General features: G+C 72.0%; 13 protein-coding genes. 4 read left to right on the top strand and 9 right to left on the bottom strand.

From position 1 onward, the window contains the following. Positions 1-42: 42 nt before the first annotated feature. Complete coding sequence (locus ACIBSV_RS17175) at positions 43-693, top strand: TetR/AcrR family transcriptional regulator (RefSeq protein WP_395863703.1); 651 nt, start codon at positions 43-45, stop codon at positions 691-693. Between the two features lie 500 nt (positions 694-1,193). Here the strand turns inward: ACIBSV_RS17175 and ACIBSV_RS17180 are convergent, their stop codons facing one another. From ACIBSV_RS17180 to ACIBSV_RS17190, 3 genes are all read right to left on the bottom strand, one after another. Next, positions 1,194-1,778 carry a hypothetical protein gene (locus ACIBSV_RS17180; protein ID WP_395863705.1) on the bottom strand — a complete coding sequence of 195 codons (585 nt, stop codon included), beginning with the start codon at positions 1,776-1,778 and terminating at the stop codon, positions 1,194-1,196. Further along, positions 1,775-2,191, bottom strand: coding sequence for a hypothetical protein (locus tag ACIBSV_RS17185; RefSeq protein WP_395863707.1), 417 nt, complete (start codon positions 2,189-2,191; stop codon positions 1,775-1,777). Before ACIBSV_RS17185 ends, ACIBSV_RS17180 begins: the two co-directional genes overlap by 4 nt. Before the next feature lie 63 nt (positions 2,192-2,254). Further along, a complete protein-coding gene (locus tag ACIBSV_RS17190; RefSeq protein ID WP_395863709.1) occupies positions 2,255-2,713 on the bottom strand; it encodes a MarR family winged helix-turn-helix transcriptional regulator in 459 nt (152 codons plus the stop codon). 178 nt (positions 2,714-2,891) lie between these two features. On the opposite strand from ACIBSV_RS17190, the gene ACIBSV_RS17195 reads away from it, so the two are divergent. Both ACIBSV_RS17195 and ACIBSV_RS17200 read left to right on the top strand, forming a co-directional pair. Continuing rightward, the gene (locus ACIBSV_RS17195) at positions 2,892-4,400 is read left to right on the top strand and encodes an MFS transporter (RefSeq protein WP_395863711.1); all 1,509 of its coding nucleotides are present in this window, start codon (positions 2,892-2,894) and stop codon (positions 4,398-4,400) included. A 96-nt stretch (positions 4,401-4,496) separates the two neighbouring features. Further along, on the top strand, positions 4,497-5,516 hold the full coding sequence (locus tag ACIBSV_RS17200; protein WP_395863713.1) for an NADP-dependent oxidoreductase: 1,020 nt from the start codon (positions 4,497-4,499) through the stop codon (positions 5,514-5,516). Positions 5,517-5,630: 114 nt separating this feature from the next. On the opposite strand, the gene ACIBSV_RS17205 is transcribed toward ACIBSV_RS17200, so the two are convergent. The 5 genes from ACIBSV_RS17205 to ACIBSV_RS17225 all read right to left on the bottom strand — a co-directional run bounded on the left by ACIBSV_RS17205 (position 5,631) and on the right by ACIBSV_RS17225 (position 10,930). After that, positions 5,631-7,103 (bottom strand): CHRD domain-containing protein, encoded by a 1,473-nt coding sequence (locus tag ACIBSV_RS17205; protein WP_395863715.1) that lies wholly within the window; start codon positions 7,101-7,103, stop codon positions 5,631-5,633. Positions 7,104-7,338: 235 nt separating this feature from the next. Beyond that, complete coding sequence (locus ACIBSV_RS17210; protein ID WP_395863716.1) at positions 7,339-7,956, bottom strand: hypothetical protein; 618 nt, start codon at positions 7,954-7,956, stop codon at positions 7,339-7,341. Positions 7,957-8,186: 230 nt separating this feature from the next. Next, positions 8,187-9,656 (bottom strand): SDR family NAD(P)-dependent oxidoreductase, encoded by a 1,470-nt coding sequence (locus ACIBSV_RS17215; RefSeq protein WP_395863718.1) that lies wholly within the window; start codon positions 9,654-9,656, stop codon positions 8,187-8,189. A gap of 249 nt (positions 9,657-9,905) precedes the next feature. Beyond that, positions 9,906-10,319, bottom strand: coding sequence for a PPOX class F420-dependent oxidoreductase (locus ACIBSV_RS17220; protein WP_395863720.1), 414 nt, complete (start codon positions 10,317-10,319; stop codon positions 9,906-9,908). After that, positions 10,205-10,930: a YitT family protein gene (locus ACIBSV_RS17225; RefSeq protein WP_395863722.1), complete on the bottom strand. Its 726-nt coding sequence runs from the start codon at positions 10,928-10,930 to the stop codon at positions 10,205-10,207. Before ACIBSV_RS17225 ends, ACIBSV_RS17220 begins: the two co-directional genes overlap by 115 nt. 122 nt (positions 10,931-11,052) lie before the next feature. Between ACIBSV_RS17225 and ACIBSV_RS17230 the strand changes: the two genes are divergently transcribed. After that, a complete protein-coding gene (locus ACIBSV_RS17230; RefSeq protein WP_395863724.1) occupies positions 11,053-11,523 on the top strand; it encodes a MarR family winged helix-turn-helix transcriptional regulator in 471 nt (156 codons plus the stop codon). Positions 11,524-11,653: 130 nt separating this feature from the next. Here ACIBSV_RS17230 and ACIBSV_RS17235 read toward each other — a convergent pair whose 3' ends face one another. Then, positions 11,654-12,085: a nuclear transport factor 2 family protein gene (locus tag ACIBSV_RS17235; protein ID WP_395863726.1), complete on the bottom strand. Its 432-nt coding sequence runs from the start codon at positions 12,083-12,085 to the stop codon at positions 11,654-11,656. Positions 12,086-12,107 lie beyond the last annotated feature (22 nt).

Here is a 12,107-nt window from a genome sequence, read left to right on the forward strand (position 1 = left end):
TCGGTGCGGTGCTGATTCAATACAATACAGGAGTGTATTGAAATGGAAAGTGCCAGTCGCGGTTCCGGTCGCGCCCGGGACAGCGCGATCGACGCCCGGATCCTGGCCGTGGCGGGACGCCATCTGGCCCGGGACGGGTACGCCGGGATGTCGCTCGCGGCCGTCGCCCAGGAGGCGGGTACCACCCGCCAGGCGCTGTATCGCCGCTGGCCCGGCAAGGCCGAGCTAGCCGCGGCGGTGGTCGCCGCGCTGGCCGAGGAGGACCGCACCGACGTCGCCGCGGACAATCCGTTCACCACGCTGGTGGCCGAGCTGACCGACTTCCAGCGGGGGGTCTCGAAGTCCGGCCGGCTCTCGCTGGTCGGCACGATGCTCCAGGACACCACCGACCCGGACCTGCGTGCCCGCTACCGGGCCCGGGTGATCGCGCCGCGGCGGGCCCGCCTGTTGTCCGCGCTGGAGTCGGCCCGCCGACAGGGCCACCTCGCCGCCGACGCGGACCTGGAGATCGCGCTGACCATGTGCACCGGCGCCTGGTACGCCCGCGAACTCGCGGGCGCCCCGATCCCGCCGAACTGGCCGTACCGCACCGCGTCCCTCCTCTGGCGCGCCCTCGGCGGCACGATCCCGGCGGGAACCGCACCCCCGCCCCCCCCGAATCCCCAGCGGGACTCGCCGACGGATCCGGCGTAGGGCCGACCGGGCCGACCGGGCCGACCGGGCGGACCGGGCTGACCGGGCGGACCGGGCCGACCGGGGTCGACCGGCCCGGCGGACGCGGTGCCGGTGGCGGGGGTGAGGCCGGCGCGCACGCTCGACACGGCACGGCACGCCGAGCGACCTCCGGATCGGCACATCCGAGTGCGGGGACCGGAGTGCGGCCACGACCGCCCACAGGGTCCGCTCCAGCGCGCGGGTGTACGCACCCGCCCGACGCGCGGCGTCCGGATCGGCGGCGACATCGAACAGCGTGCCGAGGATCGCCACGCCCAGCGTCGCGCCGAGTTGCCGGTGGCGTTCAGTACGCCGGACGCGGAACCGGGCTCGTGTTGCCCCGGGACCGCTTCCCGACCCTGACCGCGCTCAAGCGGCACATGACCAGCGGCGGACGGGTTGGACCGCGTCGAGTTCGGTCTGGACGTCTTCATCCGCGGCCTGGCCGACACCCCCGCCCCTGACCCGCCGCCGGCACCTCAGCCGGCGGCGGGCGCCGATGGTGGCCGGAAGGGCGGACACGCGGGTGTCGGCGTGGCGGAGAGCCACTCGGGTCGGGTGCGGGTGAGTGCCCGGTCGCGGAGCCATCGGGTGATGTCGGCGAAGGCCCGGGCGGCGGCGAGGGGGGTGTCGTGTTCGCTGGACGAGTCGGCGACAGGGTGGCCGGCGCAGTCGGCCGGTGCCGGGCAGTACCGGGTGATGTCGGCGTCGACGACCCATGGTGGGCCCCAGCGCAGGTCGAACCCGCAGCGGCGAGGGAAGTAGAGCGCGGCGAGGAAGATGACGCCGCCGGGGAGTTCGAGTACGCCCTGCACGCTCGCCAGGGTCACGTCCGCCAGGCGTTGGCACTCGTAGCGCACGGACGCCGAGACGCCGACGTGCACGCCGAGCGCGCGCACGTGCGCGTCGGCCTCGTCGAGAGCGCGCCGGACGGCCTCGGCCTCGGCCTCGGCACCGCCGACGGCGGGGAACACCCAGGCGGGGTCCCCCGATTCCAGCGAAACCGGCTCGAAGCCGGAGTCGGACTCGAAGACGCCGCCGTCCGGGGCGGGATCCGGGGTCATTCGGCGGGCCGCATTGTCGCCCGGGCGATCGCCCGGTACTCGGTTGCGGTCGCTGCGGCGGGAAGGTCGATCACCGATCGAGCATGCGCGGCACACGCCCGCCTCGGCAACCGATTCCGCCCCACGCGCACCCGGAGCGCCGCCCCACCACGCCCAGTGGCCGGGCCGTTGCCGGCCCCGGGCTCACCCCACCGACGCCGCGTCGGTCCGGGTGGGCGTACCCGGCGACCCGGCCGGCGGCGCGCGGGTAGGAGCAGGCCGGTCGCCGCGCCCGCGCGGGACAGGCTCGCGCCGAGCGCCGAGACCGGGACGAAGCCGTCGGCGAAGGTGGCCGGCGAGGCGGGGCTGCCCGCGCCGGCGGAGATCGCGACGGCGACGGCGATGCCGAACACGCCGCCGAGCCGGCGCATCATGCCGTTGCTCCCGGCCGCGGTGCCGATCTCGGCAGGATCGGCCGCGCCGACTCGGGTTCCGGGTCAGGGGTGCGCGGTCTCCATGGCCGGGCGGAGCCGGCCCAGGAGGGTGTACAGCGCGAGGCGCTCGTCGGTGGTGAGGCCGTCCAGTGCCGCGCGGGTGGTGTGCATCTCGCCGCGGATGCGGCGGATCGTGGCGTGGCCCTCTTCGGTGGCCACCACGTTCTTGACCCGGCGGTCGTTGGGATTGGGCTCGCGGCGCACCAGGCCGCGCGATTCGAGCCGGTCCACGATGCCGGTGACGTTGGAGGCGTCGCACACCAGGCGGTCGGCGAGCCCGCGCATCGGCAGCGGGCGGCGGAGCAGGGAGAGCGTCTTGGCCTGCACCGAGGTCAGGCCGTGCCGGCTGACCACCGCGGCGAAGTCGTGGAAGTACGCGGTGCCCACGGCGGCCATGGCGTCCATGATCTCGGCCGTGCTCGGGGTGCTGGGATCGACGTCGGTGTCCGTGGCGCTGCTCATGGATCCAAGTTAACGCAAAAAGGTTGAGGACTTCAACCTTTGAACTTGACGTAGCAATTTGCGGGTGTCTACGGTCGGCTCTATTGCTTGAAGACTTCAACCATCGAGGCTGCAAAGCTTCGCCTCGGCGTCCCGAAAAGACGTCCCGAACCCGACTCCCCGAAGAAAGAGCGTCTCCGTGAGTCCCACCCCGCCCGGCACCGGCACCGGCACCGCTGCCGCCACCGCCGACAAGCGAGGATCCGGTGCCCCGCTGATCCTCGCGCTCGGACTGGCCGCCATGGTCGTCGCGATGGCGCAGACCCAGGTCATCCCGATCCTCGGACTGCTCCAGCAGGAGTTGGGCACCACGCCCGCCGGAGTCGGCTGGGTGACCACCGCGACGCTGCTGTCCGCGGCGGTGTTCACCCCGCTGCTCGGCCGCTTCGGTGACCAGCACGGCAAGAAGCCGACGCTGATCGGCGTACTGGGCGTGATGATCGCCGGCTCGGTGCTGGCGGCGGTGACGTCCTCGCTGCCGCTGTTGATCCTGGGGCGGGTGCTCCAGGGCGCGGCCACCGCGATCTTCCCGCTCGCGCTGTCGATCATCCGCGAGGAACTGCCGGTGGAGAAGCTGCCCGGCGCGATGTCGCTGATCAGCGGAACGCTCGCGTTCGGCAGCGGACTCTCGCTGGTGGCCACCGGACTGCTCACCCGCGGTGACGACCCGAACTACCACCTGGTCTTCTGGTTCTCCGCGATCCTGTCCGCCGTCGCCCTGCTCGCGGTGATCCTCCGGGTACCGGCCGGCCGTAGCAAGGCGGGCGGCCGGATCGACCTGCTCGGCGCGGCGACCCTCGGCCTGTTCCTGGTGCTGCTGCTCCTGGGCATCTCGCAGGGGCACGAATGGGGCTGGGCCTCCGGCCGGACGGTCGGCTCGTTCGTCGGCGCCGTGCTGATGGCGGGTGTGTGGGTCCAGGTCGAGCGCCGGGTCGCCGACCCGCTGGTGGACCTGCGGATGTTCGTGCACCGTCCGGTCCTGCTCACCAACCTGGCCGGCCTGTTCGTCGGCTTCGCCGCGTTCAGCCAGTTCATCGGGATCTCCTACCTGGTCCAGATGCCGGAGCGGGTGGCCGGGTACGGATTCACCGCGTCGGTGCTGCGGGCCTCGGTCGAATACCTGCTCCCGGGCGCGCTGATCTCGCTGCTCGCGGCACCGCTGGGCGGCCTCCTGGTCGGCAGGATCGGCGCCCGGATGACCCTGGTGATCGGCTCGCTGGTGGGCATCGCCGGCTTCGTGTGGCTGGCGTTCGGGCACGGCGCCTCGGCGTCGGTGATCCTCGCGGGCATGCTCACCGGCATCTCGATCTCGTTCGGGTACGCGGCGATGCCCGCGCTGATCGTGGCCAACGTGCCGCACCACCAGACCGGCATCGCGAACGGGATCAACTCCATCTCGCGCAGCGTCGGCAGCTCGATCGCCAGCGCCGTGATCACCTCGCTGCTCGCCTCCAAGTCGGTCGCCGGCCTGCCCGCGGGCTTCCCGCCGATTCCGGCCGAGAGCCGGTTCACGCTGAGCTTCGTGATCGCCGGGGTGATGCTCGTGCTGGTCGTCGCGGTGGCGTTGCTCGGCCTCAAGCGGGTACCCGCAAGGGCCGAACCGGTCGCCGTGTCCGTGCCGCGGACCCAGGAGTCCGTGGACGCCTGACGGCCGAACCACCGCACGGAACGCGTCGCCGGACCGGCACCCGTACCGACCCCCGTCTCCCGACCCACTCCGCACCGCCGAGAAAGGCCACGCCCGATGACACCCACCACCAGCCGCGAATGGCACCTCCTGGCCCGTCCCAAGGGCTGGCCCAAGGAGGAGGACTTCGCCCTGCGCGAGGTCGAGATCCCGGAGCTCGCCGACGGGCAGATGCTGATCCGCAACCTGTTCCTGTCGGTCGACCCCGCGATGCGCGGTCGGATGAACGACGTCAAGTCGTACACCCCGCCGTTCAAGCTGAACGAGGCCATGGAGGGTGGTGCGGTCGGCCGGGTCGTCGCGTCCAAGGCGGCCGGCTTCGAGGTGGGCGACGCGGTGCAGCACTGGCTCGGCTGGCGCGAGTACTCGGTGGTCGCCGGCAAGGGCGCCGGCGCCGTCAAGGTCGACCCCGACCTCGCGCCGCTGTCCGCCTACCTGGGTGTCCTGGGCATGCCGGGCATGACCGCGTGGGCGGGCCTGCTCGACGTCGCGTCCTTCAAGCCCGGCGACGCGGTGTTCGTCTCCGGCGCGGCCGGCGCGGTGGGCAGCCAGGTCGGCCAGATCGCCCGGATCAAGGGCGCCTCGCGGGTGATCGGCAGTGCCGGCTCGGCGGACAAGGTCAAGCTGCTGGTGGACGAGTACGGCTTCGACGCCGCGTTCGACTACAAGGACGGGCCGGTGGCCGGGCAGCTCGCCAAGGCCGCTCCGGACGGTATCGACGTGTACTTCGACAACGTCGGCGGCGAGCACCTGGAGGCAGCGATCGGCGCGCTGCACACGCACGGCCGGGTCGCGATGTGCGGCGCCATCGCGCAATACAACGCCACCGAGCCGACCCCGGCGCCGCGCAACCTGGCGTTGTCGATCGGCAAGCGGCTGCGGCTCCAGGGCTTCATCGTCATCGACCACTTCGGCAGGCGCGACGAGTTCCTCGCCGAGGTCGGCGGTTGGGTCAAGGAGGGCAAGCTCAAGTACCGCGAGACGGTCGTCGAGGGGATCGAGAACAACCTCGACGCGCTGCTGGGCATGTTGCGCGGGGAGAACACCGGGAAGATGGTCGTCGCCCTGCCGGAGTGAGACCCGGGCCCGGTCGCGGGAGCGGACATGCCGAAGGGCCGCGCGTGGGGGTTGGACGCGCGGCCCTTCGGGGTCTTTCCGGGGACGATCCGGCTCGGGGGAGCGGGATTTCGGTCAGCCGATGAACAGGTAGTCGGCCTGGTACGGCACTTCGGCGGTGGGCCGGGTCGCCGGGTCGCACGTGCCGGCCGGAGCCACACCGCCCCGGGTGTTCAGTCGCAGCACCTGGGTGGTCGCGGAGAGCAGCAGGCCCGGCTTGCCGGTCTGGGTCGCCTTCAGCACCAGCTCGGGGATGTTGCCATCCCCGTTCGGCAGCTTGGTGGCCACCGCGCCGGTCACCGCGCTGCCGTCCGGGGCGATCCACTGCGGCGGGCCGGCGGCCGGGTTCACGAAGCTGTGCTTGAGGTCGCCCTGGAGCTTGGCCGCCACGTCGAGCTGGGTGAAGGAGCTCGCGCCGTCCTTGGTCGTGCACTGGTAGATCTGCTTGCCGGTGAGCACCGACAGGTTCAGCGCCGGCGACTTCGGGGCCACCTTGCGGTCGAGCTGTCCGCGCACCGCGCCGCCCGGGAACTCGCCCGTGTGCAGGTTGGTGTAGTAGTTCGCCGGCGTCGCGTTGATCCGCTCGACGACCGCCGGGTCGATGCCCTCCACGGTGCCGGCCAGGCCGGTCACCGACTGCGGCAGTCCGCCCTTCGCGTCGAACAGCGGCGCGACCACGTCACCGTTGGCGCCCGCCGCGGCCTTGTGCAGGTGGCCCAGCGTGGGCGGGGCGACACCCGTCCAGGAAAACGACCAGTCGATGCAGTTGCCCCACGGGCGGACCGAGGTGTCCGCACGGCCGTCCGGGTCGCCGGTCTTCTTGCCCTCGGCGTTCTGCACCTCCTGCTTCCCGGTCGCCTCGGCGGGCAACGTGCCGTTCTTGAGCACGCTGTTCATGTCGACCGGGCCGGCGAGCGCGACCAACTGGCCGCGGATCGCGCCGCCGGGGAACTCGCCGGTGTGCATGTTGAAGTACAGGCTCGCCGGGTCGCTCTTGATCTTCTCCAGCAGCGCGGCGTCGGTGACCTTGACGCTTCCGGTCACCGCGTTCGCGGTGTCGGGCAGCGCGGTCGCGAAGAACGGCACCTTGACCTCGCCGTTCCTGCCCTTGCCGCCCAGGTGCAGGTGGGCCGCGGTCGGCGCGCCGGTGCCCTCCCAACGGATCCCGAAGCTGACCTGGTCGCCCTTGATCCGGACCAGCGCGGTGCCCTTGCCGTCCTTGTCGCCCACCGCCGCGTTGCCGCCGGGGACCTCGTTCGCGCCGGACAGGCCCGCGGCGAAGAAGGTCTCCTCGCCGGTCGCGGGTTCGGCCGCGCCGGTGGTCGTCCGGTCGGAGGCGGGAACCGCTCCGCCGTGTTCGGAGCCGTGTTCGCCGCCGTGTTCGCCACCGGGCGAGCCGGGGTCGTTGCCCGCCTTGGCCGCGGACACGTTGGTCGAATCGTTCTTCGTAGCAGCGGACTTGGTGTCCGAGGACGAGCATCCGGTGACCGCGAGCGCGAGCGTGGCGGACAAGGCGACGGTGGGCAGCGTGTACTTGCGTGCGGACATGACGAGTCTCCCCGAAGACATGGGTCGTGGAATGCGCGTGGGTTGTCCGGCCGGGCCTCGTCCGCGTGCGTGGCGCGGGGGCGCGCGGGCCGGAGTCACCGCCGCGGTGTCGTTACCGCGGCGTCGTTGCCGTCGTGTTGTTGCCGTGGTGCCTGTGGATGGCCAATCGGCTTGTGCCGCTTGGGAGTCGGCCGGCGGCGGTGGCGAGCCGAGGCCGCGCCGGCGCCGGGTGCGATCAGTAGCCGTAGCCGCCGGTCGAGGGCTTGTCGCTCGGCGGCGCCGTGGTCGCGGTCACGCCGGCCTTCTTGCCGTCGGGGGTCACCGCGAACCAAGTGCCGCCCACACCCTGGCCCTTGGTCTCGCCGGGCTTGGTGTCGGCCGCGAACCGGTACACCGGCCAGCCGCCGATGGTGACCTGGGTGCTGCCGTCGCCGCGGGTCACGCTGCCGACGACGGACTGGTCGACGCCGTTGAGGGTGACGCCGCCGGTGGTGGTGACGGCGGGCCACTTCGCGAGGCAGTCGCCCTCGCAGTTCGACTTGGACGGCTTGGCGGTGTCCTTGTCGAAGCGGTACAGCGTGAAGCCGGCGCCGTCGGCGACGATCGGGCCGAGCTTGGCGTCCGTGCCCGCCTTCAACACGGCCTTGCCCGCCGTACCGTTCGCACTCTGAGCGGGCGCGGCGGGCGTGCCGGGCGTGTTCGGCGCGGGCTGGGACTGCTGCCCGGTGGGCTGCGTCGCGGTGCCGGCGGCCTTGCCGTCGTCCTTCGAGTCACTGCCGCACGCGGACAGTCCGAGACCGAGCGCACCGGCGATGGCGACGGCGGCGAGGCTGCGGGTGCTGAAAACAGACATGGTGAACCCCCGGAATGTGATTGATGGTTTTGCCGAACGGCGGTACGGGAGACGGATTTTGGGTTCCGTTCCCGAGTCGACCGGTTCGCGTGCCGGTCGTTGCGCGTCGACATCCAGCAGTACGGGGGAGGGGTCGGAAAGGGTTCAGCGTCGGCGAAAGTTTTTTTCGGCGAACCCGAACCGGCCCCGGCGGGAACCTCCGCCGGGGCCGGAACACGCAGGTCGGGGGCCTACCAGGCGGCCGGCGCGTAGTCCTTGAGGAAGCAGCCGTACAGGTCCTCGCCGGCCTCGCCGCGCACGATCGGGTCGTACACCCGGGCCGCGCCGTCGACCAGGTCGAGCGGCGCGTGGAAGCCCTCGTCGGCGAGCCGCATCTTCTGCGGGTGCGGGCGCTCGTCGGTGATCCAGCCGGTGTCCACGGCCGTCATCAAAATGCCGTCGGAGAGCATCTCCTCGGCACTGGTGCGGGTCAGCATGTTCAGCGCGGCCTTGGCCATGTTCGTGTGCGGGTGGCCGGGGCCCTTGTAGCCGCGGCTGAACTGGCCCTCCATCGCGGACACGTTGACCACGTACTTGCGCCGGGCCTTGGCCGCGGCCATCGCCGGACGCAGTCGGCTGACCAGGACGAACGGAGCGGTCACATTGCACAGTTGCACTTCGAGCAACTCGACCGGGTCCACCTCGTGCACGCGTTGCGTCCAGCTGTTGACCGGATCCAGGTCTGGGACCAGGCCGCCCGCGTCGATCGCGGTGCCGGTCTCGATCCGGGCGGGCGAGGCCGAACCGCTGGTCAGGGCGAGCGCGGTGAGTGCCTGCGGGGTCAGCGCCTGCTCCTCCGCGCGGGACTGCCCGGGCAGCAGTACGTGGCCGCTGCCGCCGATGTGTCCGAACGAGACCATCTCCGGCAGTTCGCCGGCCGGCAGCGGCGCGGCCTCGGCGGCGGCCAGTGCCGCGTACGCCTGCGGGGTCCGGCGCACCGTCTGTGCGGCGTTGTTGATCAGGATGTCCAGCGGTCCGGCCTCGGCCACCGAGTCGGCCAGCGCGACCACCTGGGCCGGGTCGCGCAGGTCTATCCCGGCGATCTTGAGCCGGTGCAGCCAGTCCGCGCTGTCCGGCATCGCGGCGAAGCGGCGGATCGCGTCGTTGGGGAAGCGAGTGGTGATCGTGGTGTGCGCGCCGTCGCGGAGCAGGCGCAGCGCGATGTACATGCCGATCTTGGCCCGGCCGCCGGTGAGCAGGGCGCGGCGCCCGGTCAGGTCGGTGCGCTGGTCGCGGCGGGCCCGGTTCTCGGCGGCGCACTCGGGACAGAGCTGGTGGTAGAACGCGTCCACCTCGCGGTAGCGCTTCTTGCAGATGTAGCAGGCCCGGGCGCGTTCCAGGACGCCGGCGATCTCGGTCGTGGTGACCGTGGTCAGCGCGATGCCGAGGGTCTCGTCGTCGATCCGGCCCGGCGCGCCGGTCGCGGTGGCGGCGGTGACCGCCTCGTCGTTGGCGATCACCCGGTCCCGGCGCTCCTTGCGGCGGCGCTCCTTGACGCTCTTGTAGATCCCGGCCGTGGCCCGCCGGATCCGGACCGCGTCCGGGTGCTCGACGTCCAGTTCCTCGACCTCGGCGAGCACGCTCAGGCACAACTCCATACGCGCGGGATCGATGCCCTCCGCCACGCCCGTGTCCGCCTGAATCCCACTACTCGCTGTCATCGCCGTTGCCGTTTCCTGTGCTCGCCGCCGCCACAAAACCCCGGCGGAACTCTACGTCGTGCCGAGACCTGGACCAATTCTCGCGTGCTCGGCCCGAGGGCGGCGCGGGACGGTCGGCGCACATCACGGACGGCCGCGGTGTCGGCCCGGCCGTCGGTCGGGGCCGGCGCCGGTGCGCGGGCGGTAGGGCGGGTCGCGTTCCCGGGCAACCCCGCGGCCCGGGAACGCGACGTATTCGGGGCGGTCCGCTCAGGTGCGGGACCAGCCGTAGGTGCGCTCGACGGTGATCCGGATGACCACGCGGTGTTCCGTCGCCATCACGTCGCGGTATTCGGCCCAGTCCGGGTGCTCGCCGACGATCAGGCGGTATACCTCGACGAGTTCGTCGGCGATCGGGTCGTCGGGCGACTGGCACGCGGCACTGATCTCGGCGTGGCCCTCGGCGACCAGGTAGGCGTCGTAGTCGGGAGCGGTGACCAGGAAGCTCGCGCGCGGGTCGCGGGCCAGGTTGCGGGTCTTGGCGCGGTCGACGGTGGCCGAGATCCGGATCAACCGGCGGTCCGGCTCCCACAGGTAGGAGACCGGGGAGAGTTGGGGGCGGCCGTCCCGCTTGAGCGTGGTGAGGACGCCGCGTCGGTCGGTGCCGAGGAGTTTCGTGTCCATCGTGGGCGACTCGCTTTCGATGCGGGCTTCGGTGTCAGTCGAGGCAGGAACCAGTGGGCCAGTGGCCCGATGGCGAGGGTGAAGACGATCGTGCCGACGCCGACCGTGCCGCCGAGCAGGACGCCCGTGCCCAGGACGGTCACCTCGATCACGGTGCGGCCCAGCCGGATCGAGTGACCGCGAGTGGCCCAACCGGTCATCAGCCCGTCGCGCGGGCCCGGGCCGAGTCCGGCGCCGATGTACAAGCCGGTGGCGAGCGCGGTGAGCACGATCGCGGCGGCCAACAGCGCCGCCCGCAGCGGCAGGTTCTCCGGTGCGGGCAGCAGCCACAACACGCCGTCCACGACCAGGCCGACGACCACGACGTTGGCGATCGTGCCGAACCCGGGGCGCTGCCGCAGCGGGATCCACAGCAGCAGGACCAGGACGGCGGTGCCGATCACGACCTGCCCGAACGGCAGCCCGGTCCGCTCCGCGACGCCCTCGTGCAGCACGTTCCACGCGTCCAGGCCGAGTCGGGCGCGCACCATCAGCGCGATGCCGACGCCGAACAGGGCCAGGCCGAGGAACAGGCGGATCAGCCGATTCGGCAGGCGAACGGGGGTGCTCACGAGGCATCCGCCTTCCTGGCCGCACGCCCGGCGCTCGTCGGGGTCGGCGAAGTAGTTGATGTGTCATGTAGATCGTCCCGATCAAGTACATGACATGTCAAGTAGCTGCTAGATTGGTGGCCATGGCCCGCATCGAGGAGACGCCCTGGCTGGACCCCGGGCAGCAGCGCGCGTGGCGGGGGTATCGGCGGTTGCGACTGCTCGTGGATACCCGGGTGGCCCGTGATCTGGCCGTCGACTCGGGGCTGTCGGACCCCGACTACGACGTGTTGTCCGAGCTGTCCGAGGCGACCGGCCATCGCCGCCGACTGGGCGAGTTGGCCGAGCGCATGTTGTGGTCGCAGAGCCGGATGTCGCACCACGTCAAACGTATGCAGCAGCGCGGCCTGGTCCGACGCGAGGAGTGCGCGGGCGACGGCCGCGGCGCCGAGGTCGTGCTGACCGCCGAGGGGCTGCGGGTGATCGAGGAGGCCGCGCCGCACCACGTCGCCTCGGTCCGGCGGAACCTGATCGACCTGCTCACCGAGGAACAGATCGCGATGCTGGCGCAGATCGCGGACACGGTGGTCGAACGCATCGAACCGCGCAGCTGACCGTCCCGATCGGGTGCCCCGGGGAAGCGCCCGCTCCGGGGCGGGCGGATACTCCCGCCGACCCGAGAACCGCCCACGGCCGAAGTCGTGGGCGGTCGGCCGGAGCACCCGGCGTCGAGCGGTCGGCCGGTCAGGCGTCCTGCGCGTAGCCCTTGGCGACGTGCTCCAACCACCACTGCGGTGCGGCGTTCATCAACGTGCCGAAGTCCCAGTAGTCGTGCCAGCGCACGATCTCGCCGGCGCGGAACTCGTGGATCGACACGAACGGCAGCACCACCTGCTCGCCGCTCTCCCAGTGCCACTCCTCGGCGTGCTCGGTCACCACCAGGTCGCCCTCGGCGACGGTGCTCTTGTGGTGGTGGATGTAGCCGGAGAGCATCTCCAGGCCCAGCCGCAGCCGGGCCTCCACGGCCGCCGGTCCGGTCGCGCCGGGCCCGGGCGCGGCGACGTCCGTGTAGTGGCCGTCGGCGGCGAAGTAGGCCGCGACCTTGGCGAAGTCGCGGGCGTACAGGTCCTGCCAGAACTGCTCGATCAGCCGCTTGTTCGCGGTCGCGTCACTCATGGCGCGCACCCTACGCACGCGC

The sequence above is a fragment of the Embleya sp. NPDC050154 genome (assembly GCF_044460165.1).
Classification (GTDB): Bacteria; Actinomycetota; Actinomycetes; order Streptomycetales; family Streptomycetaceae; genus Embleya.